This window comes from Rhizobium sp. NLR16a (genome assembly GCF_017948245.1).
Classification (GTDB): domain Bacteria; phylum Pseudomonadota; class Alphaproteobacteria; order Rhizobiales; family Rhizobiaceae; genus Rhizobium.
Genome location: NZ_CP072865.1, coordinates 1,174,453 through 1,199,670 on the forward strand (window position 1 = coordinate 1,174,453; position 25,218 = coordinate 1,199,670).

At 62.8% G+C, this 25,218-nt stretch carries 29 protein-coding genes, 1 pseudogene and 1 riboswitch; of the genes and pseudogenes, 15 read left to right on the plus strand and 15 right to left on the minus strand.

The features are described 5' to 3' along the window. Window positions 1–22 precede the first annotated feature (22 nt). Window positions 23–562 (plus strand): Pycsar system effector family protein, encoded by a 540-nt coding sequence (locus J7U39_RS05445; protein ID WP_210631596.1) that lies wholly within the window; start codon window positions 23–25, stop codon window positions 560–562. Window positions 563–616: 54 nt separating this feature from the next. Here the strand turns inward: J7U39_RS05445 and J7U39_RS05450 are convergent, their stop codons facing one another. Together J7U39_RS05450 and J7U39_RS05455 are read right to left on the minus strand one after the other, a co-directional pair. Continuing rightward, window positions 617–1,105: a RidA family protein gene (locus J7U39_RS05450; RefSeq protein WP_210630826.1), complete on the minus strand. Its 489-nt coding sequence runs from the start codon at window positions 1,103–1,105 to the stop codon at window positions 617–619. After that, window positions 1,099–1,824, minus strand: coding sequence for an SDR family oxidoreductase (locus J7U39_RS05455; RefSeq protein WP_210630827.1), 726 nt, complete (start codon window positions 1,822–1,824; stop codon window positions 1,099–1,101). The genes J7U39_RS05450 and J7U39_RS05455 overlap by 7 nt, the downstream gene beginning before the upstream one ends. A gap of 186 nt (window positions 1,825–2,010) precedes the next feature. Between J7U39_RS05455 and J7U39_RS05460 the strand changes: the two genes are divergently transcribed. Further along, window positions 2,011–2,913, plus strand: coding sequence for a LysR family transcriptional regulator (locus J7U39_RS05460; protein ID WP_210630828.1), 903 nt, complete (start codon window positions 2,011–2,013; stop codon window positions 2,911–2,913). A gap of 219 nt (window positions 2,914–3,132) precedes the next feature. Further along, entirely contained in the window at window positions 3,133–3,909 is a 777-nt protein-coding gene (locus J7U39_RS05465) for a DUF1194 domain-containing protein (protein WP_210630829.1), read from the plus strand. Between the two features lie 132 nt (window positions 3,910–4,041). Here the strand turns inward: J7U39_RS05465 and J7U39_RS05470 are convergent, their stop codons facing one another. Then, on the minus strand, window positions 4,042–4,731 hold the full coding sequence (locus J7U39_RS05470; protein ID WP_210630830.1) for a VOC family protein: 690 nt from the start codon (window positions 4,729–4,731) through the stop codon (window positions 4,042–4,044). Between the two features lie 300 nt (window positions 4,732–5,031). Then, on the minus strand, window positions 5,032–5,466 hold the full coding sequence (locus J7U39_RS05475; RefSeq protein ID WP_210630831.1) for a 6,7-dimethyl-8-ribityllumazine synthase: 435 nt from the start codon (window positions 5,464–5,466) through the stop codon (window positions 5,032–5,034). Window positions 5,467–5,545: 79 nt separating this feature from the next. Beyond that, window positions 5,546–5,688, minus strand: a riboswitch (FMN riboswitch). 463 nt (window positions 5,689–6,151) lie between these two features. Between J7U39_RS05475 and J7U39_RS05480 the strand changes: the two genes are divergently transcribed. Together J7U39_RS05480 and J7U39_RS05485 are read left to right on the plus strand one after the other, a co-directional pair. Next, window positions 6,152–6,598, plus strand: coding sequence for an SRPBCC family protein (locus J7U39_RS05480; protein WP_210630832.1), 447 nt, complete (start codon window positions 6,152–6,154; stop codon window positions 6,596–6,598). 173 nt (window positions 6,599–6,771) lie between these two features. Beyond that, window positions 6,772–7,080 carry a hypothetical protein gene (locus J7U39_RS05485; RefSeq protein WP_210630833.1) on the plus strand — a complete coding sequence of 103 codons (309 nt, stop codon included), beginning with the start codon at window positions 6,772–6,774 and terminating at the stop codon, window positions 7,078–7,080. Window positions 7,081–7,160: 80 nt separating this feature from the next. Here the strand turns inward: J7U39_RS05485 and J7U39_RS05490 are convergent, their stop codons facing one another. Continuing rightward, window positions 7,161–7,385, minus strand: a complete 225-nt coding sequence (locus J7U39_RS05490) for a hypothetical protein (protein ID WP_210630834.1) — start codon at window positions 7,383–7,385, stop codon at window positions 7,161–7,163. A gap of 456 nt (window positions 7,386–7,841) precedes the next feature. Between J7U39_RS05490 and J7U39_RS05495 the strand changes: the two genes are divergently transcribed. From J7U39_RS05495 to J7U39_RS05505, 3 genes are all read left to right on the plus strand, one after another. Continuing rightward, window positions 7,842–8,939, plus strand: a complete 1,098-nt coding sequence (locus J7U39_RS05495; RefSeq protein WP_210630835.1) for an adenylate/guanylate cyclase domain-containing protein — start codon at window positions 7,842–7,844, stop codon at window positions 8,937–8,939. Window positions 8,940–9,125: 186 nt separating this feature from the next. Beyond that, on the plus strand, window positions 9,126–9,776 hold the full coding sequence (locus tag J7U39_RS05500; protein ID WP_210630836.1) for a helix-turn-helix domain-containing protein: 651 nt from the start codon (window positions 9,126–9,128) through the stop codon (window positions 9,774–9,776). Further along, window positions 9,773–11,005: an MFS transporter gene (locus J7U39_RS05505; protein WP_210630837.1), complete on the plus strand. Its 1,233-nt coding sequence runs from the start codon at window positions 9,773–9,775 to the stop codon at window positions 11,003–11,005. The genes J7U39_RS05500 and J7U39_RS05505 overlap by 4 nt, the downstream gene beginning before the upstream one ends. Before the next feature lie 14 nt (window positions 11,006–11,019). Here the strand turns inward: J7U39_RS05505 and J7U39_RS05510 are convergent, their stop codons facing one another. The 4 genes from J7U39_RS05510 to J7U39_RS05525 all read right to left on the minus strand — a co-directional run bounded on the left by J7U39_RS05510 (window position 11,020) and on the right by J7U39_RS05525 (window position 14,414). Next, entirely contained in the window at window positions 11,020–11,925 is a 906-nt protein-coding gene (locus J7U39_RS05510; protein ID WP_210630838.1) for a LysR family transcriptional regulator, read from the minus strand. Between the two features lie 182 nt (window positions 11,926–12,107). Next, window positions 12,108–13,130 carry an LLM class flavin-dependent oxidoreductase gene (locus J7U39_RS05515; RefSeq protein ID WP_210630839.1) on the minus strand — a complete coding sequence of 341 codons (1,023 nt, stop codon included), beginning with the start codon at window positions 13,128–13,130 and terminating at the stop codon, window positions 12,108–12,110. 145 nt (window positions 13,131–13,275) lie between these two features. Then, window positions 13,276–13,611 (minus strand): hypothetical protein, encoded by a 336-nt coding sequence (locus tag J7U39_RS05520; RefSeq protein WP_210630840.1) that lies wholly within the window; start codon window positions 13,609–13,611, stop codon window positions 13,276–13,278. A 5-nt stretch (window positions 13,612–13,616) separates the two neighbouring features. Next, window positions 13,617–14,414 (minus strand): DUF899 family protein, encoded by a 798-nt coding sequence (locus J7U39_RS05525; RefSeq protein ID WP_210630841.1) that lies wholly within the window; start codon window positions 14,412–14,414, stop codon window positions 13,617–13,619. A gap of 115 nt (window positions 14,415–14,529) precedes the next feature. Between J7U39_RS05525 and J7U39_RS05530 the strand changes: the two genes are divergently transcribed. The 4 genes from J7U39_RS05530 to J7U39_RS05545 all read left to right on the plus strand — a co-directional run bounded on the left by J7U39_RS05530 (window position 14,530) and on the right by J7U39_RS05545 (window position 18,729). Beyond that, window positions 14,530–15,750: a helix-turn-helix domain-containing protein gene (locus J7U39_RS05530; RefSeq protein WP_210630842.1), complete on the plus strand. Its 1,221-nt coding sequence runs from the start codon at window positions 14,530–14,532 to the stop codon at window positions 15,748–15,750. Window positions 15,751–15,777: 27 nt separating this feature from the next. Beyond that, on the plus strand, window positions 15,778–16,407 hold the full coding sequence (locus J7U39_RS05535) for a PQQ-binding-like beta-propeller repeat protein (protein ID WP_210630843.1): 630 nt from the start codon (window positions 15,778–15,780) through the stop codon (window positions 16,405–16,407). A 167-nt stretch (window positions 16,408–16,574) separates the two neighbouring features. Next, complete coding sequence (locus J7U39_RS05540; RefSeq protein ID WP_210631597.1) at window positions 16,575–18,317, plus strand: ATP-binding protein; 1,743 nt, start codon at window positions 16,575–16,577, stop codon at window positions 18,315–18,317. A 10-nt stretch (window positions 18,318–18,327) separates the two neighbouring features. Continuing rightward, a complete protein-coding gene (locus tag J7U39_RS05545) occupies window positions 18,328–18,729 on the plus strand; it encodes a response regulator (protein ID WP_210630844.1) in 402 nt (133 codons plus the stop codon). Window positions 18,730–18,860: 131 nt separating this feature from the next. On the opposite strand, the gene J7U39_RS05550 is transcribed toward J7U39_RS05545, so the two are convergent. Next, window positions 18,861–20,282, minus strand: a complete 1,422-nt coding sequence (locus J7U39_RS05550) for a PLP-dependent aminotransferase family protein (protein WP_210630845.1) — start codon at window positions 20,280–20,282, stop codon at window positions 18,861–18,863. 181 nt (window positions 20,283–20,463) lie between these two features. Between J7U39_RS05550 and J7U39_RS05555 the strand changes: the two genes are divergently transcribed. Further along, the gene (locus J7U39_RS05555; protein ID WP_210631598.1) at window positions 20,464–21,327 is read left to right on the plus strand and encodes a DMT family transporter; all 864 of its coding nucleotides are present in this window, start codon (window positions 20,464–20,466) and stop codon (window positions 21,325–21,327) included. 174 nt (window positions 21,328–21,501) lie between these two features. After that, on the plus strand, window positions 21,502–21,948 hold the full coding sequence (locus J7U39_RS05560) for a DUF4168 domain-containing protein (RefSeq protein ID WP_210631599.1): 447 nt from the start codon (window positions 21,502–21,504) through the stop codon (window positions 21,946–21,948). Window positions 21,949–22,020: 72 nt separating this feature from the next. Here the strand turns inward: J7U39_RS05560 and J7U39_RS05565 are convergent, their stop codons facing one another. The 3 genes from J7U39_RS05565 to J7U39_RS05575 all read right to left on the minus strand — a co-directional run bounded on the left by J7U39_RS05565 (window position 22,021) and on the right by J7U39_RS05575 (window position 23,791). After that, window positions 22,021–22,407 carry a cupin domain-containing protein gene (locus tag J7U39_RS05565; RefSeq protein WP_210630846.1) on the minus strand — a complete coding sequence of 129 codons (387 nt, stop codon included), beginning with the start codon at window positions 22,405–22,407 and terminating at the stop codon, window positions 22,021–22,023. Between the two features lie 154 nt (window positions 22,408–22,561). Then, the gene (locus J7U39_RS05570; protein ID WP_210631600.1) at window positions 22,562–22,828 is read right to left on the minus strand and encodes a DUF2277 domain-containing protein; all 267 of its coding nucleotides are present in this window, start codon (window positions 22,826–22,828) and stop codon (window positions 22,562–22,564) included. Window positions 22,829–23,188: 360 nt separating this feature from the next. Next, entirely contained in the window at window positions 23,189–23,791 is a 603-nt protein-coding gene (locus tag J7U39_RS05575; RefSeq protein ID WP_210630847.1) for a hypothetical protein, read from the minus strand. A 49-nt stretch (window positions 23,792–23,840) separates the two neighbouring features. On the opposite strand from J7U39_RS05575, the pseudogene J7U39_RS31680 reads away from it, so the two are divergent. Next, window positions 23,841–23,951: pseudogene (locus J7U39_RS31680) on the plus strand (dihydrofolate reductase); the annotation flags it as partial. On the opposite strand, the gene J7U39_RS05580 reads toward J7U39_RS31680, so the two are convergent. Together J7U39_RS05580 and J7U39_RS05585 are read right to left on the minus strand one after the other, a co-directional pair. Beyond that, entirely contained in the window at window positions 23,951–24,400 is a 450-nt protein-coding gene (locus J7U39_RS05580) for a DUF6130 family protein (RefSeq protein WP_210630848.1), read from the minus strand. The pseudogene J7U39_RS31680 and the gene J7U39_RS05580 overlap by 1 nt on opposite strands. 75 nt (window positions 24,401–24,475) lie before the next feature. Beyond that, window positions 24,476–24,886 carry an organic hydroperoxide resistance protein gene (locus J7U39_RS05585; RefSeq protein WP_210630849.1) on the minus strand — a complete coding sequence of 137 codons (411 nt, stop codon included), beginning with the start codon at window positions 24,884–24,886 and terminating at the stop codon, window positions 24,476–24,478. Window positions 24,887–25,218 lie beyond the last annotated feature (332 nt).

Below are 25,218 nucleotides of genomic sequence, written 5' to 3' on the forward strand. Positions count from 1 at the left end.
CTTTGGGGTATGGAGTATTCAGGTGAGCGAGTTTGAAAATGCCACTGAGGTAATGCTGAGCAATCCCTCAAGCGGGGACGTCAGCACCGAGTATTTCGATCATATCAAGAAAATCAACGACATATTTTATGATCAGATCAAGATATCCGATCAGAAGGCCGCCTATATCTTTACTTTCATGCTTGCCTTTCTGGTGAGTTCCAGCGAGGTGCGGGCCGTCTTCAGCCTGGGGCGCTACACAGGCGGCACGCCGGGCAGCATACTGTTTTCCGGCCTGCTTGCCGCAGCCTCGGTCTTCTCCATCCTGTCGGCGATTCTTGTCGTGCTGCCGCGGCGTCTCGGCGCCTCCACCTCGCTGTTCTGGGGCTCTTGGCCCAAGCATCGCGACATGTTCTTCGAGGCCGCTGTTCGCCGTGACGAGCGCTACCTCTTCGACCAATATTTTGAAAACGCCAACATCCTCTCTGCCATCGCCTGCAACAAATATCGCTGCGTCACCTTCGCCTTTCGTGGCTTGATGGTGAGCGTGATCGCCTATGTCTTGCTTTTGATTGCCGGGTGAGGGTGAGGCGGCGATGCCAGGGATGCGGGGCGCGCCGAGGCGCGCCCTGATCATTCAATCTTCGACTTCGAGGACGAACTCGATCTCGATCGGCACACCTAAGGGCAGGCTGGCGACGCCGAGGACGACGCGGCCGGAGAGTCTTTCCTCGCCGAAGACCTGGAGCAGCATTTCGGATGCTCCATCAGCGACCTTCGGGTGGTCGCGGAAATCGCCTTCGGTGGCGATATAGACGCCGAGCTTGACGACCCTGACGACCCTGTCCAGCGAGCCGAGGTACTCTCTGGCGGCGGCGAGGGCGCTGAGCGTCGCCGTTTCGGCTGCCTTCCTGCCGTCTTCGGCCGTCAGCGTACCGCCGACGCGGCCGATATAGCGCGGTTTGCGGTCGATGACCGGCAGCATGCCGCTGAAGAAGACCAGCTTGCCTGTCCGGATCGCCTCGACATAGGCCCCGAAGGGCGTCGGCGGCGGGGGAAGCGTGATGCCGAGGTCCTGCAGCCGCCGTTCCGCGCTGGCTGCCTGCACTTTTCGATGGTTTACCATTTGCCCAGATGTGCTCCGCCGTCGACGTGCAGCACCTCCCCGGTGATACGCGGGGCTTCCGTCAGGAAGAGGACCGCTTCGACGATCTCATCGACATTTGAAATGCCAGCTATCGGCGACAGCGTGCTCAGGAAATCCTTCGGATTGTCCTTGTGCAGCGGCGTGTCCACGACACCGGGAGCCACGATATTGAAGCGAATTTTCTCGTTCGCATATTCCATCGCCAAGTTCTTGGAGATCGCGTTGATGCCGCCTTTCGTCATCATCGACACCGAAGCGGAGAAGCCGGCGATCGGATGATCGGTCAATGGCGTCGTGATGCTGACGACGCTGCCGCCTGACTTCTGTGCGCGCATCTGTCTGACGGCCAGTTGGGTCAGATGGATGAAACCTTCGAGATTGGTCGAAGACAACGTCCTGAAATCCGTCATCGTGAAATCGACAAACGGCTTGGCCAAGAAGATGCCGGCATTGTTGACGAGCGCGTCGATCGAGCCGAAACGGTCGATCGCGGTTTTGGCCACGTGGGCCGCAGTCTCGGGATCGCCGATGTCGCCGTCGACGAGGGCCAGCCTGTCGGAAGCCGTGAGAGAATCCGACGCGCTGACCTGGCGGGAGGTGGCGACGACGTTGTAGCCGCGTTCGACGAAGGCATTGACGAGGCCTGCTCCGATACCCTGGGAGGCCCCGGTAATGATGACTGTCTTTTGCTTGGTCATGTTGAACTCCATTAATCTGGTTCGGGCAACACGAGCCTTGCGAGGGCGGGTCGCTCGAGATGGGCCGGCGCCTTAGCGCCGGCCATCGGTTGGTGTGTTTTCGCAAGGTGAATATGGCGAAAACCCTATTGCTCGATTAGATGGAAATATCTGGATTCTCTTTTGCAATGATGCAAAAGTGAAGGCATGGCGGACCTCAACGACATCGCTGTTTTCGTAAAGGTGGCGCAGTACGGGAGTTTCAGCCGTGCGGCCCATTCCCTCGGCATGCCCGTTTCAACCGTCAGTCGGAAGGTGACATCGTTAGAAGAACAGCTCGGTGTGACGCTCATCCAGCGCACGACGCGTAAGCTCAGTCTTACCGCGCAGGGGCAGGCCTATTACAATAGGTGCAGCGAGCCGCTCGCTCATCTCGTGGACGCCGAGCAGGCTCTTACGAAAACGCAAAGAAAGCCGGAGGGATTGTTGAAGATCTCCGTTCCGGTGATCTTCGGGCAGGAACCCTTCTACGAATTCGTCTCCTGTTTTCTGAAGATCTATCCCGATATTCAAATCGATCTTTTCGTCACCAATCTGTTTCTTGATCTGATCGCCGAAAATATCGACCTCGCCATCCGTTTCGGCGAGCTGAAGGACTCCTCCATCGTCGCGCAACGGCTCGGCAAGAGCGTCCGATATCTCGTCGCCGCACCCAGCTATTTCGAAGGCCGGGCGCTTCCTTCGAAGCCGGAGGACCTTAGGGATCATGATTGCGTGCTCCTGAACGGCCGCAACGGCGAAGGGGAGTGGCATCTGGTCAGCGGTCGGCGAGCGATCGACGTCCGTGTTAAGGGGCCGGTCTCCAGCCGGGATTTTGATGCAGTCAGCGCCTTTACCTATCGCGGCCACGGAATCGGGCTGCTGCCCTCGACCTATTGCGACGACGAAATCCGGAGAGGTGAGCTCATCCGCCTGCTGCCCGACTGGTCGTCGGAGGAAATCTTCGTACATGCCGTATACCCCACCCGGCGCTTCCTGCCCTTGCGCCTTCAGGTCTTTCTGGAAGCGCTGAAGACATGGAAAAGCCCATTGTGGTTGCCGCTCCACTGAATGCGGGATGGCATAAGGGACAGATGTCCCATAGCAGGCCTGACATAAGGCCCGGGAATACGCCAAACGAGCACTCACAGGCGCCACGATTTCGACACCCTCAATTTGGCGCGCCTGGCGCTTTGTCATCACTGAAAATTGAAACCGCCGGCGCGTCCGAGCACCCGCACCTCCGCAAGCTGTGTTACAGTTTCTTCGCTTCCTGACGAGGATTTGCCGATGCTGACGACACTTGCTGTGCTCATGGCTATTACCGGCGTCGCGCCGGCAGCTGGGGCGGGCGGAAACGAGGTCGACGTGACGCTTGTGCTTGCCGTCGACACCTCGCGGTCCATGGATTTCGAGGAGATCGACATTCAGCGCGACGGTTATGTCGAGGCGCTGAAGCATAAGGAATTCATCGATGCGGTCAAGGGCGGTCTCACCGGCCGCATTGCCATCAGCTATTTCGAATGGGCTGGCTATGTCGTCCAGGATTCGATGATCGACTGGCAGGTGATCGAGACGGAAGCGGATGCGATCGCTTTCGCCGACAAGCTCGATGCCCGGCCGATCGCCACGCAACGACGCACCTCGATCTCCACCGCCATCGATCAGGGCGCCAGCATGATCATCACCGGTCCCTTTCGCGGCAGGCGCGAGGTGATCGACATTTCCGGCGACGGCCCCAACAATTCCGGCGATCCTGTCACACCCGCCCGCGACAAGGCGGTGGCATCAGGCATGATCATCAACGGGCTGACCATCATGCTGCGTCCTTCCGATGCACCCGGCGGGCTCGACAAATATTATGCCGATTGCGTGATCGGCGGCCCCGGCAGCTTCGTGCTGCCGGTCAACAAGATCGAGGATTTCGCCATCGCCGTGCGCCGAAAGCTGGTGCTCGAGATCAGCGGCATTTCCCCGTCGCCTGGGGTGGAGAGGATCGCCGCCGACGCGCCGACGACGGATTGTCTGATCGGCGAGAAGCAGTGGCGGGATATATTTGATCGATGAGGTGCGGGCTATGGCGCGCGACTTGGGACGAGCAGAGACGGGGGTGCCGCATGGCACCCCTAGAAAGGAAAGAAGCCTCGCCCTGAGGGGCTCGAAGGCGAAGCGGGTACTCCCAGCGTCTGTCGCCGCAACCTACAACGGCAGCTGCCTGCCGGCCTGCTCGCTGACCATGTATTCGGCGTACCAGTCCGGCCAGTTCTCGTCATGCTTGCCGCCGTTGCGTTTCTCGTGTTCGCCGTGGGCTTGGGCGGCGCGGCGGAGTGCCGCCGCAAGGTCGCTCGATGTCGAGAAGGCCGTCTCATCGGCGTCGATGCGTCCCGGCAGGCGGGTGGTGACTTCCTGAAACAACCAGCCGTTGCCATCCGGATCCTTGAAGGAGGCGAAGGAACGGTAGCTGCGGTGCTCGGGGTCGCGGCCGGCGACGCGCAGGCGGCCGAAGAGATAGGGCTCGTCCGTGCCGGCATAGACGCCCGATGCGTCGTGGAAGACCTCGCTCACCTCGACGCCGCGGGCGATGAGATCGCGCCGCGCGGCCTCGATGTCGGAGACGATCAGGTAGAGCCCTTGCGCTGAGCCGGGGGCGGCGGCCGTGACGTTCCTGCCGAAGATGATGGCGCAGCCGGAGCCCGGCGGGGTGAACTGAATCACCCGGAAATCGACATCATTGGCAAAGTCGGCGTCGAGCCTCCAGCCCAGGTTCTCATAAAAGCGTTTGGCGCGGTCGACGTCGGAAACGGGGATGACGACCACTTCGAGCTTGGTGTCGATCGGCCGTGTTTCTGGAATTTCGATGGGGGTTTCACTGCGCATTGCATTGCTCATCTTCAGCTCCCTTGAGGTTTGGACGCATTAAGAATGGCGATACATGTCGGGATCGAGTGGACCACAGCGTGGGGTGGGCGTCGAATCAATTATTCTGCTGTTGGAGAAGACGGCGGGCTTCTCCCGCCGTCAGTTTGTCGACAAGCCCGTCCTCTATTTGGCGTCGTCCTCGGCCTTGGCCGATGATCTGCTGCACCTGATGTAGATGCTCGGGACAAACCCGAGCATGACGAAAGAGCGGTTGGCCGACTTCGTCAGTTGGGGGATAGCGGACCGATCCTGCGCCTGTCGCGCGGGCTTCTATGCCGCAAGGGCGGCGCGCGTTTTGCCGATCATCAGGGCGGCGCGTGCCGCCTCGCGGCCTTTCTCGACGAAGTGCGCGCGATAGATCTGGGTATGGTGTTCCGTCTCCTGATACTGGTGCGGTGTCAGCGAAACGGATAGCACCGGCACGCCCGTATCCATGCCGGCACGCATCAGGCCGTCGACGACGGCCTGGGCGACGAATTCGTGGCGGTAGATCCCGCCGTCGACGACGAAGGCAGCGGCGATGACGGCGGCGTAACGTCCGGTCGCGGCAAGATCGCGCGACAAAAGCGGCATTTCGAAAGCGCCGGGGACATCGAATATGTCGATCTGTTCGGCGGGAACAAGCTGTTGGAAGCCTTCAAGCGCACGGTCGACGATATCGGCGTGCCAGCCGGCTTTGACGAAGGCATAACGGGTGGGTGTCATGGTAATCTCCTTTGGCGTACAGACACATCACCCAAGGCGATCACGAGCATCCGCCGCCAGCCCGGAGGGCAGCAGCAGCGCACGTTCTCTTTCATCCGGACTATGACCGTCGGCTCAGGCATCTCACCTGATCTGCTGACCCTTCCGAGGAAGGCGCTCGCGGGCTCGCAATCGAAACTGCATACCGCCGGTAGGGACTTTCACCCCGCCCTGAGAACGGCGCGGACAATAGGGGCAAGGCGGCGGGCTGGCAATAGGGTAAGATGGTTTCCGGATGGGTGCGTTGGTGTGTCCTCTAATATGGCCATTTGCCTTTCGCTGCAGCTCAAGGCGTTCATCGCTTTCGCTCCCCGCCCCTCATCTGCCTGCCGGGCTTCTTTTCCCCGCTGGGGAGAAGGGGAATCGCGGCGGGCGCCTCGCTCCATTTGAGATGTTTGCGGTAGGTATGGTCACCGTGAGGCTTGCTTCCCCTTCGCCCCGGCGGGGAAAAGAAGCCCGTCAGGGCAGATGAGGGGGTGAGCGACGATGGGAGCGAATGCGCTGAGCGTCAGCGAAGGGCACATGCTCCACCACCCTTGTTGAGCACGCCCTTCCGCCTACATGCTTCTGCTGAGGAATATCCATGTCGAAAAAGCATGCTGCTCCGCCTCACTGAGGGGTAGAGCAGCAACCATGGGAGAGAGCGATGCCAGAATCTTTCGTCGTGCGCCGCGAGACGCATCTTGCAGCGCCGCCGGCGGCGGTGTTTGCGCTGATGACCGATCCGGAGAAGATCCTGCGCTGGATGGGGACGGAGGCCGAGGTCGAGCCGGAGCCCGGCGGGCTCTATCTCGTCAACGTCACCGGCGCCCGTTTTGCGCGCGGCTCGTTTCGCGAGGTGGTGCCGGTGCATCGGCTTGCCTACAGCTTCGGCTGGGACGGCAGCGAGGTGGTGCCGCCCGGGTCGAGTCTGGTCGAGATCGACCTGATCGAACAGGGAGGCGGGACGCTTTTGCGGCTCACCCATAGCGGCCTGCCGAGTGCGGAGCAGTGCGCTGGCCACGAGGAAGGCTGGGCGCATTACCTCGGACGGCTCACCGAGGTCGCCGCCGGGCGCAACCCCGGTCCAGATCCATTTTACGGCAGGAGATGAACGGTTTTCGGCAGGCGGCGGGACGCCCCTCAAGCGCTTGACGCTACGGGAAGAACGGTTTGCCGCGGTCAAAAAAGTGCTGCTTTTTCGTCCGCAAACATGAACGTGCAGTTCATCTCCAGTTCAATTTGGCGGTCCTAAGGTGATTGCGGCTGGATGAAATGGAGTTTTCGATGAAGGCACTTTCTATCGCGGCTGCCTTGCTCGCTGGCAGCCTCTCGATCGGCACGGCTCAGGCGATGCCGATCGGGGCAATCAAGGTTGAGAGCACTGTCACAAAGGTCGACTACGCCTGTGGTCGCGGTTGGCACCTGACCCGCTGGGGCGAATGCCGGCGCAACTGGCACCGCCCGCCGCCTGTAGCTTTCTATGGCGGTCCGCCCCGCTGGGGCTGGGAGCGGCGTCATCGCGATTGGGATGGCCCGCGCTGGGGCTATGAGCGGCGCTGGGACCGCGAACGCCGCTGGCGGGATGACTACTAAAAAGCCTTTGACAGAGGCAGACAAACGAGGGCCGGTGCGATGTTTCGCCCGGCCTTTATCCGTTGAAATAACGAATGCGCTCAAATGCGGCTGACGAGCCAGTGCTTTCCGTCGATCAGCTCTTCAAGCTCGGCCGGATCCTTGACGCCGAACTCGAACCATTCCACGAGTTCCTTCGCCTTCCGCTTGCTTTCCTCGGCTGTAAAGTCGATCCCATAGCGCTCGCACCAGCGTCGAAGGATCGACGTCAGCAGCGTCATGTCATTCCCGTCAAGCGGGTCTTTCGGCCAGTATGTCGTGCCCATCGCAACCCCTCAATCGCTAATGACAGGCTGGCACATAATCGAATCAATGTCGCGCAATTTAAAAGTGTTTATTGGGTTGTTTTCCACCGTGGTGAATGGTTTTCCACAGAGTTGTTGGACGGTGAGGTTGACAGGGGTGCGGAGGGACCCGGCTGGCGCAAGTGCCGAAAGGAAATCCCCCGGACACCTGAGGTGTCCTCAGTTGCCGACAAAGTCTCCTCCGTCATGCCCGGCCTTGTGCCGAGTATCTGACCAGGGCAGTTGTTTGAACGAAAACCGTTTATTTTCAGATGCATAATTGGATCGTCGCAGATCCTCGGCACAAGGACGAGGATGACGTCGGGGGTTTTGGTTGCCAACAGGCGGATACCGGAGACCACCTCAGAGGCCGCGGGAGTGTCCGTGGGCTGATGTCTCGGGGTTGCCCACGTCCTGTTGCAATGCCAATGTTAACCCATGGATCTGCCTTCCTCTCTTGCCTGGCTGATTGACGAGGCTGCGGCTTCGCCCGGTCCCGAACGGTTTCTGGCCGAGCTCGGGCGCCGGCTGCTGGCCGATGGCCTGGCGCTTTCCGGCGGCGCGCTGACACTTTCGGTGCCGCATCCGATCATCGCGCGCCGTACCTGGCTGTGGCGAGCCGAAACCGGAGCCGTCATCGAGGCGTTGGGTTTTGCCGCCCCACCTCAAAGCGATGCCGGGCGCGAATGGCTGGCCGGGCTTGGGCCGGTTTGGGAGGAGAGCATTGGAGCTTCGCGGGACGGCGCTGTGCTCGGCTGGGCGGGCGTCGGCAGGAGGACGGGGGCGGACGAATTTTCTCCTGATGAAGCCGCGCGGCTGCAGGAGATCGCGCGTTTTGCCGCCGCGCCGCTTGCGGCCCTTGCGGCGCGGGAGGCGCGGGCGGCACTGCTTGAAGCCTATCTCGGCCGGCGCAGTGCGGCTCGGGTTCAGTCCGGTGCACTTGCCCGCGGCACCGGCGAAACCATTCGCGCCGCTCTTCTCTGCGCCGATTTGCGGGATTTCACCGCACTTTCCCAGGTGACGGAGCCGCAGGCGATGATATCAGCGCTCGACGCCTATTTCGACCGCGTCGCCGGCGCCGTGCACGCCTTCGGCGGCGAGGTGCTGAAATTCATCGGCGACGGCGTGCTGGCGATCTTTCCCGTCACCGCCGCTTCCGGTGACGAGGCCCGGGCTGATCGAGAAGCCTGCGAGGCGGCGCTTCGGGCCGTCGCCGCCAGCCGCGCCGGCATGATCCATCTCGATCGGATGCGCGAGGCTGAGGGGCTGGCGCCGCTGCCCTTCGGCGCCGCCCTGCATTTCGGCGAAATCCTCTGGGGCAATATCGGCGCCGCCGACCGGCTTGACTTCACCGCCATCGGCCCGGCGGTCAATCTGGTCAGCCGGCTGGAAGGGCTCTGCAAGCCGCTCGGCCACAGCGTTCTGATCTCAGGTGCCGTGGCGGCGAATACCGAGGCCGCGCTGACGCCGCTCGGCGAGCATGCCCTGCGCGGCATCGCCGAGCCCTGCGCCATCTTCACTTTGGCTGGGGTTTGAACCCTGAGATCGGGCTGTCCGCCTTCACCTGCCATGGCATGTTTTCCCACAAACCGCGCAGAAGAATCATTCTCGTAGGCGTGTGATCAAGCCTGGCCATCGCTGAAGATCGTTTTCGAATCTCCTTCGGAAAAGGTCTGCAAAGAAATATTTGCAAAGATATGTTTGCGATTGTATCCTTGGGTCATGAATGAGTACAATCCCCGACCCTCCCCAGATGCCGCCATCTCCCGGACCGTCAGCCGGGTCGTGCCCGAACCCACCGCACTGAAGGCGCTGGCGCACCCCGTCCGCCTGCGCATGCTCGGCATGCTGAGGATCGACGGCCCCGCCACGGCGACGCAGCTCGCCGCGCGGCTCGGCCTGAACAGCGGCGCGACCAGCTATCATCTGCGCCAGCTTGCCCAATATGGCTTCATCGAGGAGGCGCCGCATGGCTCACGACGCGACCGTTGGTGGCGCGCGCGCCATGAGCTGACCTCGGTGCCCGCAAGCGAGACGCAGGGGGAGGCGCTCGATCTCGATGTCGCCTTCAATCAGGCGGCGCTCTCGCTGCAGGTTGGCCAGATGCAGCAGGCGCTTGAGGAATATGCGGAGCTGCCGGCCAAATGGCGCAAGGCGACGGCCGCCGACGACATCATCATCCCGATGACCGCTGAAAAGGCCGAAGCCCTGACGAAACGGCTGAGCGATATCATTCTCGAAGCGATGCGGGAGGCCCCGCCGTTGGGGGAGGCGGCGTCTCGCAATCCTGACATCGTTCCCTTCTATGTCATGTTGCACGCCTTCCCCTATCCAGGCCGTGTTCCGCACCGCGAGCGGGATAACGAGCCGTGAGAAGGGGCAAGCCGTTTCTCGCGCTCGCCGCCGCCGAGACGCTATCGCTGTCCGGCACCCGGCTTTCGACTGTCGCCGTTCCCTGGCTGGTGCTGAGCGCCACCGGCAGCCCGGTGCTGACCGGGTTGACGGCGATGATGGAGATGCTGCCTTACGTGCTCGCCAAAGCGCTCGGCGGGCCGCTGATCGACCGGGTCGGCGCCAAGCGCATCGCCATCATCTGCGACGCCGCTTCCATGGCTGTGGTGGGTCTCGTTCCGCTTCTCGATCTCTTCGGCGTGTTGACGGTGCCGATGCTGCTGCCTCTTGTCTTTGCCATGGGTGTGCTGCGTGGTCCCTCCGACGCCGCCAAGCAGGCGATGGTTCCCGATATCGCCGCTCTCGCCGATGTGCCGCTCGAACGGGTGACCGGCGTCTCCAGCGCCATCGAGCGGCTGGCCTCGACGATGGGCGCGGCCGGCGCCGGCTTGCTGATCGGGCTGATCGGCCCGGGGCAGGCGCTCATCGTCAACGCCGCCACCTTTGCCGCGGCCACCGTAATCATTGCGACTGGCATACCGGGCATCCGCCGCACTCCTGCGATCCTCGCCGCGTCCGACGCGCGGCCAGCGTCATCCTATCTCGACGATCTCCGGGGAGGCTGGCGCTTTCTGCGCAGCGATGCCGTGCTCGTCAGTATTGTCACCATGGTGGCGATCACCAATCTGCTCGATCAAGCCTATCACGCCGTGCTGCTGCCCGTCTGGACGAAGAACGCCGGTCATGGGCCGGAGCTGCTCGGAGCGATGTTCGCCGCCTTCTGCGGCGCTTCCGTCGCGGGGGCGGCGATTGCCGCTGTTATTGGCGAGCGCATGCCGCGTCTGATCGTCTATACCGTGGCTTTCCTCCTGACCGGATGTCCACGCTTTCTGGTGCTCGCGGTGGATGCGCCGCTCGGCTCCGTCTTTGCGACGCTCGCAATCGCAGGCTTTGCCTCCGGTTTCCTCAACCCTATCCTGTCGGCGGTGATCTTCGAGCGCATCCCCAAACCGCTGACCGGCCGCGTCACGGCGATGAATACCGCTCTCTGCTTTGCCCTCATCCCCTTCGGCGGCCTCGTCGGTGGCGCGCTGATCAGCACGATCGGGCTTGGCGCGGCGTTGCTCCTTTGCGGCCTCGCTTACCTCGCTGCGACCCTCTTTCCGCTGGCGCTCAAGAGCTTTCGCGGTTTTGACAAGGCCGTGGCATGAGCCCCGCGCAGGCCCTAGCCTTGCCCTCCGATTTCCTCGAACAACAGATCGATGAAGCAGCGCACTCGCGGCTCCAGCATGCCTTTGTCGGGATAGAGCGCCACGATCTTCGTGTCGTCGGTTTCGAGGTCAGACAGGACCTGCCGGAGACGACCGGCGGTCAACTCGGCGGCGACAACGAAGTGCGGAAGAAGGGCGATTCCGAGGCCGGCCATGCAGGCGTCACGAACGGCTTCTCCGCTGTCGAGCCTCAGGCGGCTGCGCCCCTGCGCCTTGATCCAGCCGCCACCACTGCGAAAGCGCCAGCCCTGCCTTTGGCCGCGGCTGGTGAAGAACAGGCAGTCATGGGCCGCCAGATCCCCTATATCGCGAGGCATGCCGCGTTCGGAGAGGTAGGAGGGCGAGGCACAGAGCCGCGCCTTGTCACTGGAGATCACGCGCGCGATCAACCGGCTGTCGGCCGCCGATGGCGTCGCGCCAATCTCGATCGCCAGATCGAAGCCATCTTCGACGTTGTCGGCCGGGCGATCGGTGAAGTTCACTTCGACCTGCATGTCGGGCCAGGTGCGAAGATATTTTTCGAGTAAGGGAAGGACGACGAGCCGTCCGAAGAGACCGGGAACGGCAAGCCTGAGAACGCCTCGCGGCGTGCCGCTTTGCCCCGCAATGCTCGCCTCCGCCTCGTCGACCGATGCCAGGATCTGCAGCCCGTGCTCGTAGAACAGTCGTCCTTCGTCGGTCAGGCTCAGTGTTCTCGTTGTCCGGTTGAGCAGGCGCGCCCCGAGCCGCTCTTCCAGGCGGGTGACGGCCTTTCCCGCTGCCGAACGGGAGAGGCCCATGGCCTGGCCGCCGGCGATAAAGCTTCCGGCATCGACGACGGCCATGAAGATCAGGATATCGTTCAGGTTCGTGCGCGGCATTAGGCAACTCGAGCGATTTGACTGCAGCCTTAAGTCGGTCGCGATGTGACAGATTCAAGGCTCGCATCATCAACGTCGACCGCGCCAGTTAGGTCACGGGTGCATCGAAATGATGGCGGCCGACGACAGCTGCCGTTTCTCATCACCACCGCTTCTATTGAAGGCTCGCGCAAGCCTCGCTGTCAGCGCCAGCCGAGCGCCGGAGCGACGTGGGTGAGGATCGCTTCGATGACGTGGGCGTTGTAGGCGACGCCGAGCTGGTTTGGCACGGTGAGCAGCAGCGTGTCGGCCTCGGCAATCGCCTCGTCTTCCGCAAGCTGCTTGATGAGCACGTCAGGTTCGGCGGCGTAGCTGCGGCCGAAGATCGCCCGGGTCTTCTCGTCGATGAAGCCGATCTTGTCGCCTTCGTCGCCGCCAAAGCCGAAATAGGCGCGGTCACGTTCGTCGACGAGCGCGAAGATGCTGCGGCTGACCGAAACGCGCGGTTCGCGTGTATGGCCGGCCGCCTTCCAGGCTTCACGATAGGCGCGGATCTGGTCGGCCTGCTGGACGTGGAACGGCTCGCCGGTTTCGTCGTCCTTCAGTGTTGAGCTCTGCAGGTTCATGCCGAGCTTGGCGGCCCAGACGGCGGTGGCGTTGGAGCTCGCCCCCCACCAGATACGCTCGCGCAGGCCTTCCGAATGCGGCTCGAGACGCAGGAGGCCGGGTGGATTCGGAAACATCGGCCGCGGGTTCGGTTTGGCGAAGCCTTCGCCGCGCAGCACCTCAAGGAAGACTTCGGCATGATGCCTGGCCATGTCGGCCTCGCTCTGACCTTCCGGCGGCGCATAGCCGAAATGGCGCCAGCCGTCGATCACCTGTTCGGGCGAGCCCCGGCTGATGCCGAGTTGCAGCCGCCCCCCGGCGATGAGATCGGCAGCACCGGCATCCTCGGCCATATAGAGCGGGTTCTCGTAGCGCATGTCGATCACGGCCGTGCCGATTTCGATCCGGTTGGTCCTGGCGCCGACGGCCGCCAGCAGCGGAAAAGGCGCTGCGAGCTGCCTGGCGAAATGGTGCACGCGGAAATAGGCACCATCGGCGCCGAGCTCCTCGGCCGCCACGGCAAGGTCGATCGACTGCAGCAGCGCATCGCCCGCCGAGCGCGTCTGCGATTGAAGCGAGGGCGTCCAGTGCCCGAACGAGAGAAAACCGATCTTCTTCATGTCGCACCTTTATCCGTTGCGTCATAGTGGATCGGTCATGGCATAGTTTCGGTGCGTAAGACAATCACAACCAGAGAGAACGGCGCGCTTTCCCGGAGGCGTTTGCTCAAGCGGGACGCGAAGCAATGTCAGAGGCGCCGAACCGTCATCTGCACCCCAGCCCCAGCCTGCTGGCAAGCCCCAGCCAGGGAGCCAGGTGAAAGGCGCTCATCAGCAGGTACATCGGCACCATCCCGCCGATCGGGAAGGCATCCGATGTAGTCGTGCAGATCGTGTCGGCGCTGCCGGTTACTGCCGTCAGCAGCGCCATGATCGCAAATGTTGGGGCGGCGGCGAGAGACAGAAAATCGGCGGCGGCGAGAGCGGGCTTGACCGGCTCGTCGGCGGGTCCGTCAGCGGCGGCGATCGACAGCCAACTCGCGGTGCCGAGGGAGGGGCTGACGTCGTCAGCCCGTTTTGAGGCGTGAGCGAAGAGCGCCATTGTTGTCACTCCTTGCCGTAGCGGTCGTGGTGGCGCCACCAGATGCCGGTTTCGTTGCGGCCCTTCGGCGCGCGGTCCAGCCATTGGTACACGCCCCAGAGCCCGTCGAGTCCGCGCGCATAACTGGAATAGCTGTGGTAGACGCCGCCATCGATGAGTTCGAAAGCGCTGACGCCGGGGCGGTCGCGGGTGTAGGTGGGAACGTCGGTGCCGGTCATGGACGCGATCTGGACGATGGGTTCGTCGCTGCCGCGCGACTGCCAGTCCGGCACGGTCTTGCCCGCCGGCGGTTCGGGGGCGGGCGGTTCGCGACGGTAGTTGTATTCGATCTCGCCGAGACGCTGCTGCTCCGGGCTGAACCAGACGCTGAAATCGGCGTTGAAATCGCTGCCGGCTGACGAGGCCCAGGGAAAGCTCCAGTCCATGCGCCGCTTGAAGGCCTCAAGCTTTGCAAGCGGCGCGCGCGAGACCGCCCAGAAGGCGACGTCGTGATTTTCCAGGTGGACGAAGAAACCGTTGAAGCCGTCGGCGATCGAGGAGCAGGAGGGGCATCCGGCGCTGTAATCCGGCCCGAACATGAAATGATAGATCAGGAGCTGCGAACGCCCGCCGAAGAGATCCTTCAGCGAAGCACCGCCGCCTTCGGTGTCGAAGTGGTAGTCCTTGCCGATCCTCACACGGGGCAATTGCTGGCGTTTGGCCGCCAGCGCATCGCTTCGCCGGGTCAGTTCCTTTTCCTCCTCGAGCAGATCAAGTCTCGCCGCCAGCCATTGCTCGCGAGTTGCGTTTAGCATTGCCGTCATGGGTCTTCTCCTTTGCCTGTCTCTCGTCGTAGCATCCGGCGCGCTTGCCTGCCGTTGAAAGAAGATTACGGCGGGAGGGACAAATGCCGGGAGTGACAAGTGTGACGGGATTTGAATGGACTCGCTGATTACGGCCGCGGCGCAGGCGCTGGCATCGGGCGATACGCTTGGCGCGCTGAAACGGGTGGCGCTGCGCGACGATGCGCCTGCGCTGGCGCTGCGCGGCATCGCCATGGCGCAGCTCGGTGACCTCATCCGCGCCAAGGCGCTGCTGAAGAGCGCTGCGCGCGCATTCGGACCGCGGGAGGCGGTGGCCCGCGCCCGCTGTGTCGTCGCCGAGGCCGAGATCGCGCTCGTATCGCGCGATCTCACCTGGCCGCCGAAGGTGCTGGAGGGGGCGCGCAAGGTTCTGGAAGCGCATGGCGACCGGGTCAACGCCGCCCATGCCGGCAATATCGCCATTCGCCTGATGGTGCTGATCGGCCGGCTCGACGAGGCCGAGCAGGCGCTGGCCGCGCTCGACCCGACGCCGCTGCCGCCGGCCTTGCTGGCCGCCCATGAGCTTGTCGCGGCTGGGATCGCGGTCCGGCGCTTGCGGACGCAGCCGGCGCGCGCGGCGCTCGAACGGGCAAGGCTTGCGGCGCGGCGGGCCGACATGCCCGTGCTCACGGCGGAGGTCGAGACCGCTGGACATGTGCTCGATCTGCCGGCGGCGCGCCTGGTTTCGCGTGGGCATGAACGGCCGCTGCTGCTTGCCGAGGTGGAGGCGCTCTTTTCAAATGGCACGCTCGTCGTCGATGCCTGCCGCCATGTCGTGCGCGCGGGCAGTGCGGTGGTGCCGCTGGCGAGCCGGCCGGTGCTTTTCGCCCTCGCTCGTGCGCTTGCCGAAGCCTGGCCGGCGGATGTGTCGCGCGGGGCGCTGATCGCACGCGCCTTCCGCGGCAAGCATGCCGATGAATCGCATCGCGCCCGGCTGCGCGTCGAGATCGGCCGGCTGCGGACGGAATTAGCCGGGCTGGCGGAAGTCTCGGCTACCGAGCGCGGTTTTACCCTTTCCCCTGCCGGCGCCGCTGAGGTTGCAGTGCTTGCCCCGCTCGTCGAAGGGCCGCATGCGGCGGTGCTCGCCTTGCTCGCCGATGGCGAAACGTGGTCGAGTTCGGCGTTGGCAATCGCGCTCGGCACCAGTCCGCGCACCGTGCAGCGGGCGCTGGATGCGCTCGCCGGCGAGGAGAAGGTGCAAGCGATCGGACGCGGGCGGGCGCGCCGCTGGATGAGCCCGCCGCTCTCCTCTTTCCCGACGATCTTGTTACTCCCGGGACCGCTGCCGAGCGACTAGTATGGGTCAACCGACAAGGAGGAAGACATGAAGACATCGGCTGCGACCATTCTGCGTGAATATGGACCCTTTCCGGGTGCGGAGCGCGTTCACGGCGTCACCTTCGACGGCCGGCATGTCTGGTTCGCCTCGGGCGACAGGCTGAACGCACTCGATCCCGACAGCGGCGAAGTGGTGCGGTCGATCGAAGTCGCCTCTCACGCCGGCACGGCTTTCGACGGCGAGTTCCTCTATCAGATTGCCGAGGACGTCATTCACAAGATCGACCCGAAGACCGGCCAGATTCTTTCCACCATCCCGGCCCCCGGCAATGGCGGCGATTCCGGCCTTGCCTGGGCCGAGGGCACGCTCTGGGTCGGCCAGCATCGCGGCCGCAGGATCCATCAGATCGATCCTGAGACCGGCAAGATCCTGCGCACGATCGAATCCAACCGCGTCGTGACAGGCGTCACCTGGGTCGACGGCCAGCTCTGGCACGGCACCTGGGAGGGCGACGACAGCGATGTCAGGCGCATCGACCCCGAGTCCGGCGAGGTGCTGGAGCGGCTCGACATGCCCGAAGGCACTGGCGTCTCCGGCCTCGAATCCGACGGCGGCGGCTGCTTCTTCTGTGGCGGAGGCAATAGCGGCAAGATCCGCGCTGTGCGCCGGCCGTGAGGGCTGCGCCGCCAGGGTGGGGCTGCTCATTGTAAGAAGCCGGCGTCAGCGCACCCGCCTCGCCCTTCGGCGCCCCTTGCGGGGCACCTCAGGCTTAGGCTCTCGTGGGTGCCGGCGGCTCCGGCCACGCAAATACCTGCGGGGAGCAATTCACCGTCCGTCAACTTTTGCGTGTCAATTTCGAGGGAAGGGGCGCCATCAAAAGGTTGCAAGTATTGAAGGTCAGGCTCACATCGCACATCACGCTCGTCCTGGTGGCGCTCACCTGTGCGGCGGCCGTATTGCTGTGCGGATTCGCATGGATTGCCGCCGTGAACGTCGATGATCTCTACTTGCGCCGCCAGGCCGACTTTGTGCGACAAGGATTGGATGAGCAGTTCAAGGCGCTTCCCCGGGAACAGGAAAGCGTCACGAAATGGGACGACGCCTTTCTTTATTCCAAGCAGCGGAACCATGAATGGTTGCTTGACAATGTCGGCCGCTGGACGAGCCAATATTTCGGACACGATAGAACCTACATCTTCGACACTACCAATCGCCTGCTGTTTGCGTTCCGCGACGGAACGGACACCATGCCGCCGCGCCTCGGCAGCGACGACGGCGAGGAAATGACGGCGCTGGCCGGCGAGACGCGGGCGGCTCTCGTCGAGCGCAAAAGAAGCGGTGGCGAACCGCTTGGCCAGCTGGCCAGGGTACGCACGATCATGATCGGCAACAGACCGGCGATAACAAGCGCGCGCCCTGTTATGCCGAGTTCGACAAGGATGCAGATCGAAGCGGGTCAGGAGTTCATCGCCGTCTCGGTCAAGTTCATCGACGGAAAAGCGGCTGAAAGCATTGCCCATTATGCGCGGCTCGAAGGATTGCATTTTTCCCTTTCGAAGGGAGACGACGAGCGGGCGCAAGTGCCTGTCTCGTCCTATAACGGCGGGGTGATCGGCTATCTCGTGTGGCAGCCGATCCGCCCGGGCTTCATGCTGCTCCAGCAGATCGCGCCGGCAGGGCTCGGCTGTCTGGCTCTGTTGATCGCCGCGGTGTTCTGGCTCGGACGAGGACTGCATCGCACCTCGCTGACCCTGCTGGACAGCCAGGCCGAACTCACCCACCACCGCCACCATCTGGAAGAGATGGTGGCGGACCGAACAGCCAAAATCGAAAGACAAAGGCAGGAGCTGGACCGCCTGCTGGTGCACGAACGCCAGGTGAATGCGCTGCAGCGCCAGTTCGTTGCTATGGCCTCGCACGAATTTCGAACGCCGCTTGCCATCATCGATGCGGCCGCCCAGCGGCTCTGCCGCTCGACGACCAACGTCAGCGGCGAGTATGTTCACGAAAAAGCCGGAGTGATCCGCAGCGCGGTGGTGCGCATGGTCGATCTCATGGAGAGCATCCTTGCGAGCGGCCGGCTCGAAGCCGGACAGATCATACTGAAGAGGAGCGAAGGTGATCTGAAAGCCTTGCTCGTCGCCTGCTGTGATCGGCAGCGCGAACTCAGCCCTTCGCATGTCTTCCATCTCGATCTCGAACTCATACCTGACGTATTGACCTTCGATCGAAGCGCGATGGAACAGGTCTTCATCAATCTGATGTCGAACGCCGTCAGATATTCGCCCGATCAGCCTGACATTTATGTTCACGCTCGGGTTGAAGAGAAAATGGTGGAAATCGCCGTTGCCGATAGCGGCATCGGCATGGATGCGGATGATCTGCCGAAACTGTTTCAACCTTATTATCGCGCCCGCAGCGCGACGGGTATTGCCGGAACCGGCATTGGCCTGAACGTCGTCAAGCAGGTCATCGAGCTGCACGGCGGCACCGTCGAGGTGACGAGTGAGCTTGGCAAAGGCACAACATTCACCATCTCTCTGCCAATAGAGTTTCTATTGTCGGATCAACAAGTTGCAGCTTAAGGAAGAGCTTATGGTTACAGTCCTGTGCATAGAAGACGAAGTCGAGATCCGGAATCTCCTCGTCGAAGAGTTGAGCGAAGCCGGCTACAGGACGCTCCAGGCCTCGAACGGCGCAGAGGGCCTGGAAATGATCCTGTCGAAATGGCCTGATATCGTCATCAGCGACATTTCCATGCCTGTTATGGATGGGCATCAGCTTCTGGCGGAAATCCAGATCAATCACCCGGAGCTCTCCAACATTCCCTTCATCATGCTGACGGCGCTGACAGACCGGGAAAACACGCTCGCCGGCCTGCGGGCCGGTGCTGCGGATTATCTGACGAAGCCGCTCGACTTCGACCTGCTGCTCGCCAAGCTGGAGGGCTGCGTGACGCGGCTGGAGAACGATAAGGCGCTCAATCGGTCGTTTTGATTGGGTGGGGTGAGACCAGCGCGTCCGAAATCGTTGGCTGATTCTACCGGCAGGCCAGAGGGGGTGTCTCACGCATGACCTTTCGGTCGCTCTGATGTCTTCGCGGTTTTTCCGAGGGATGTGCTGTAGCTTTATCGCGCGGCCTTTCCCAACACATCCCCCAATACCGCAAATACTCTCTCATCCAGCGTCTGCGACACATTGAAGCGCATGAAATTCGTCGCCGATTGCGACAGGCTGAACGCATTGCCCGGCGCCAGCACGATCCGCTTTTCCAACGCCGCTCGCGCCACATCAGCTGCGTCGATATCATCGGGCAGGCGGCACCAGAGGAACATGCCGGCCTGGGGCTCCAGCCAGGGTTTTATCCCGAAGCCCTTCAGACGAGCGGTGACCTCGGTCATGGCGCGCGCCAGCCGCTGCCTGAGCATTTCCATGTGTTTGCGGTAACCGCCGTCGCTCAAGACCTTGAGCACCAGCTCGGCCGTCATCCGGGCGCCGCCGAAGGAGGTGGCGATCTTGAGGTCGGTGAGGCCCTCGATCCATTCGGGCCTGGCGACGATGAAGCCGCAGCGGGCAGAGGCCGAAAGCGTCTTCGAAAAGCTGCCGATATGGATGACGCGCTCGAGCCCGTCAAAGGCGGCGAGGCGAGGCGCGACCGAATATTCGAAATCTGCGAAGATATCGTCCTCGATGATGGTGAGATCGAACTGGTCGGCGAGTTTCAGGACCCGGTGGGCTGTGACGGGGGAGAGTGTCGCGCCGGTCGGATTGTGGATGGCCGAGTTGGTGATGTAGAGCCGCGGCCGATGTTCGGCGAGCGTCTGCGCGAAGAGTTCGACATCGGGGCCTGACGATGTGTAGGGCACACCGACGATCTTCGCCCGGTGGGCGCGCAGCAATGCGTGGAAGTTGAAGTAGCAGGGATCGTCGACCAGCACCGTGTCGCCGGGTTCGAGCAGGAAACGGCAGAGCAAGTCGATCGCCTGCGTGCTGGACTCGGCGAGCAGGATCTGAGCCGGCGAAGCCTCGATGCCGCGCTCGCCCATGCGCCGCGAAATCAGCTGGCGCAGCGGCCGCAGGCCGAGCGGCGAGCCGTAATCGGCAAGGGCCGGCCCCTCGGCGCGCGCAAGCGTTCGGAGCGCCCGGCGCATGCCCTCGCCAGGCAGCCAGGAGGACGGCAGCCAGCCACAGCCGGGTTTGAGATCGGCTTCATCGGACTCCAGCGATTGCCGCGAAATCCACAAGGGATCGACGGCGCGGTCGAGTTTCGGCCCGGCCTCGGCCAGTGCGAAGGGGGCCGCCTGGTTGGCGACATAGAAGCCGGAACCCGGCCGTGAGATGATCGCGCCCTCGGCGGCCAGGCGCTCATAGGCGTCGACGACGGTCGAAGTCGAGAGCTTCATGCTGGACGCCAGGCTCCGCACCGAAGGCAGCCTTGCCCCCGGCGTCAGGCTGCGCCCGGCGATGCGCTGCCGGATCGTCGCCATCACCATCTCGACGCGGGTGCGTCCCGCTATCTTTTCGTTCATCCGTACTGCCTTTTGAACCATAACAGTTTTGCGAAACCGTATCAGACCGTCACTGTCGTGGCTATCGGTTTTGGCGGATAAGGCTGGACGGCCCGTTCTTGTGAATTCGATTCAGCTAACGCGCCTCAGGTTATTGTTTATGCATGCCGTTCTCTCAAGGCCGCAGGGTTTCGACGACATGCATCTGGGAAGGGAACGCATGATGGAGCGCATGACGGCAGGATGGGTCAATGGTTTGATTGGTGTGGTGATCTTCAGCGGCTCGCTGCCGGCGACGCGCGTGGCGGTGGCGCAGTTCGATCCGGTCTTCCTGACTGTTGCGCGCGCGGCGATCGCCGGGGTGCTGGCGCTCTGCCTGCTGATCGTCTTTCGTGAGAAGCGGCCGGCCGGGCGCGATATCATCTCGCTTGCCGTGGTCGCGCTTGGCGTCGTGGCGGGCTTTCCACTGCTGACGGCGCTGGCGCTGCAGCATGTGACGTCAGCCCATTCGATCGTCTTCGTCGGTCTGCTGCCGCTGGCAACGGCGACCTTCGGCGTCATCCGCGGCGGCGAACGGCCGAAGCCGGCCTTCTGGCTGTTCTCCATCCTCGGCAGCGCGCTGGTGGCGGGCTTTGCCCTGACGCAAGGTCTGACGGCCTCGCCGGTCGGCGACCTGCTGATGCTCGCGGCAATCGTCGCCTGCGGCCTCGGTTATGCCGAGGGCGGCCGGCTGTCGCGCACGCTCGGCGGCTGGCAGGTGATTTCCTGGGCGCTGGTCCTTTCGCTGCCAATCATGATTGCAGTCGCGTTCGTCTACCGGCCGGAAAGTTTCGCCGGCATTGGAACGCCGGCGCTCATCGGCCTTGCCTATGTCTCGCTGTTCTCGATGCTGATCGGTTTCATCTTCTGGTATCGCGGCCTCTCGCAAGGCGGCATCGCCGCCGTCGGCCAACTGCAACTGCTCCAGCCCTTCTTCGGCCTGGCGCTCGCCGCCACGCTGCTGCACGAACCGGTCACCTGGGCGATGCTCGCGGTGACGGTGGCTGTCATTTTCTGCGTAATGGGGGCGCGCAGGTTCGCGCGGTAATAGTTGAGCTGGGGCCACAAAGCTGCCGCTCAATCGTCAGAAAATGGCCCCTTTACCGCCGCACCGAGCCCTTTTCCGGGCTTCATCGTCGTGACCTCGCCAGCCTTTCCAGCGGCTGAGCGATCGACCGAGGCGGTCTTTGCTGCCGTCCAAATCACCGGAAAAGGAATGAAAATGATCACTCGTTACACATCCCTCGCAACGATGACAGCCGCGGTGTTCAGTCTGCTTGCTCTCAGCCCGGCATCCGCGACCGAGCTTGCCCAGGCGCAACAGCAGCCGCCGGCACAGGGGCAGGCGCCGATGCAAGGACAGGGTGGTACCGGTGCGGCTGCCCCTGTCAGTGATCAGAAACTCGAGGCCTTTGCCGTTGCCTACGTGCAGGTCGACAAGGTCAGGCAGGAATATTCGGCCAAGATCGACGCGACCAAGGACCAAGCTGCGAAGCAAAAGCTGCAGGAAGAAGCCAAGAAGCAGATGGTCGACACCGTCCAGGCCTCCAACGACATCTCCGTCGAGGAATATTCGTCGATCCTGACGGCAGCGCAGAGCGACCCGGCGCTCGCTAAGAAGGTTCTGGACAAGATCGGCACCCCGCCGCCGGCGCAGCCGCAGCAATAGGCTTAAACTGGAGCCAAGGCGCGGGTCCACGCGGCGAGTGCTTCCCGCGCCCGCCCCAATCCTCACGCGGCCTCAGTTGGCGGGCACGACCAGCGCTTCGCCCTTACGGACGATGTAGGTCGCCAGCTCCGAAGCCTTGCCGCTGCCGACGTTTCTGGCCGAATGCACGACGCCGGAGGGAATGAACAGCGATTGGCCGGCCTTCAGCGTTACCGGCTCCTGCCCGTCGAGCCGATATTCCAGCGTGCCCTCGATAACGAAGGCGATTTCTTCGCCCGGATGCGCATGCTTCGGCGCGAGAACGCCGGGGGCGAAATCGACGCGCACCTGAACGGCCTCGTGGCCGGGTACATCGATATCGCTTCTGACGAGGTCGGTGCGCTGCAGCGGCTGTTCCGCATGCGCTATCGCCGCGCCGCCAAGGAGAAGGGCGAGCGGTATCGCCTGGATCATTTTCATCGTGTCATCCTTCCTGAATTGACCATTGCAGCGAATCGGCCGCATCGCCATTTCAGTCGATGATTGAACCGGGCATGTGTCGGGAAACCGGCATTTTTGTAAGCGAATGTATCCGCAGCCCGGCTGAGGCTTCCCGTAAGAACGGGACCCTTTTTTACGCGAACCGCATCGCGGATTTCGCACGCGCCTTCGCCGCTACTTCCTCGCGATCGCGAGGCGGCTGAGACGTCTCCAACGAATCGAGCAATTCACGGGCGCAAGCTGCGATCGAACTGACCGCGCGTTCGAACGCGGCCTCATTGCGCTTCGACGGCTTGGTCGCTCCGCTGAGCTTGCGCACGAACTGGAGCGCGGCATCATGAATCTCTTCGTCCGTTGCAGGCGGATCGAAGTTGAACAGTGGTTTTATGTTTCGGCACATGGCTTGCTCGCGTGATGTTCTCTTTGCCACTGGGGAAAGTGGCCTCGCACGAAAGGTAGTCGCGTGAGCGCGAATTGCAACGAGGCGTGGGAGATGGCGCGCCGATCTGAACGAGTTCAGGGATCCACGACCGGACGCCGCTTGAGTGCCGCCACTTGTGATGGAGTGGGAGGAGGCTCCGGGCCTCCGCATCGAAACTCTCCGTCGATGACGAGATGTTCGGAGTGAGGACAATTCGACCAAACTGCCGGATAGGGAAAGGCACAGCCGCCAGTCGCCATCGACTCGCGACGACGGAGTGATAGGCAGGGAGAGTGCGCCCAGCGGGCTTTCTGGGAAGATAGAGGGGACACGATATCTCTAGTTGCCCCAGCCGATTTGGAACCGATCAAATCGAACCTCGCTCAACGGTTGGTTGGAGGGGCTCAGCCTCACCGAACGAAGAACGAGATGAAGCTCGGGGGAATAGTATTGTTCGAAAATGATCGGAGGCAATTCCGTCAGTTTCAGACGGCTGTTAATGGCCCAAACTTTGTAGGAACAAGATGCAATTGTTTCCTCTCCCAAGCCGTCGAACCGTATAAAAGTCGTGCCCGAATCAGTTTTTTTGCCATTGATGAAAAGCGTGGTGCCGGATTGCCATGCCTTCTTCTGTGGTAGATCGTCCAACGCAATCGCGTTCGCGTATTTCAGCTCATGCGTGCCGCTGGCACTCACTCTCTTTTCGACGAGCAAGGGGTGCACATATACGGCCGACACCGGCTGCAGTGAGCCGTCGCGCTCCATCAGCCGCTGTTCGGTGAGACCCGGGCCGTCGGGCTTGTAGAATACGGAATAGAAAGGCGCTTCTCTGGTCAGCAGCACGCCCTGTTTGGTCTCACTGGCGGTTAAGCAATCGCCAAAGGCTGGCACCGCCAATGTTATTCCAACCAGTAACGACAAACTTCTTAGCAAGATCGACATCCCAGATTCCGCTCATCCAAGTCCGTTACCACCGTGCTTGGGTGAAATTGGGGAGATCGACGTCGCTGGCCCGGAGTTCGTCCACATCCTGACCGAACTTGGTCTGATCGACGAATATCGGATCTACTTGCACCCGGCCGTGGTGGGGCCGGGCGAGCCCTAATGTTGCGCGCCGCCGACCGGCGGTACGGTAAATTTCACAGGCTTTCCGCCCAGCACTTCGTGCACTGGAGTGGCAAGTTCGATGAGCACCTTGTGTTCGCCCGGCGGCAGGCCGGTCAGGACGATGGCGCCGGTGCCGCTCGCATCGGCCCACCGCCATGGCAGGTCGTCGATGCTGACATGAAGGTGTCCGGCCCGAGGCGAGACATCGGTCGCGCTGGCGCCGAAAATGGGCAGGATGCGGAAGTTCTCGGTTCTATAGGGAATGATGGCCACGCCTCTGGTGGCCAGCGGTTCTGCAAGGGGCTGATCCACGAAGAGCTTGGGCGCGGCTTCGTTCTTGATCGGAAGGAACTGCGTCGCCGCCTGATGCGGCGCCTGTGCGTGGAGGGATGTGCCGGCGAGCAGGAAGGCTGCTGTTGCGAGGGCTCTTGCGACCGTGGTCATGACATAATCCTTTGTAGACGCGCCTGTCGTGACCGACATCGTCGGGACACCGGCGCGACGCTGAGTTGAGGCCGATCAGGCGGCGGTGAGTTCGACGGCGATGTTGCCGCGTGTGGCCTTGGAGTAGGGGCAGAGCTGGTGAGCGCGCTCGACCAGGGACTTGGCGATGTCAGTCTCGATGCCCGGCAACTTCGCGTTCAGTCGCGCCTGCAGGACATAGCCGCCGTCATCGTTCGAGACGAGGTCGATCTCGGCATTGACGGCAGCATCGGCGGGGATGCGAAGCTGGCGTTCGGCAGCCGCTCTTCCGATCGCACCGAGGAAACAGGCGGACCAGGCGGCGGCGAAGAGCTGTTCGGGATTGGTGCCTGGAGCCGAGGAACCGGGCGGGGAGAGTTTCACATCGAGGCGACCGTCGGAAGTGCGGGATGCGCCGTCGCGTCCGCCGGTGGTGTTGGTGGTGCCGGTGTAGATGACTTTCGACATTTGGATGCTCCTTGTTCGATTTCAGCCGGTGGGACAGCACACTGCTGGTGTCTCAGGCGCCGCCACGGCCCAGCAGGGTCCCGGGCGGCGATGACGGGAATATGAGCTCGGCAAGACTTGCCCGGTAGCGAGCAGGCGTGAGAGCAAGCCTCTCGTTTTCGCTCAGTCCTGCACCAGGTTGCGAAGCCGCAGCGCTGTGGAGGATGTCGAAAGCAGCGCGTTGCGAGGGCATATCGCTTCCAACCGCCGAGGGTTCGCCGTCGTTCGGAACTTGCCGAACTCAAGAGGCTGCCTCTCAGGTTTCCCCGCTACCGCCGGTGCCGGCATTGCGC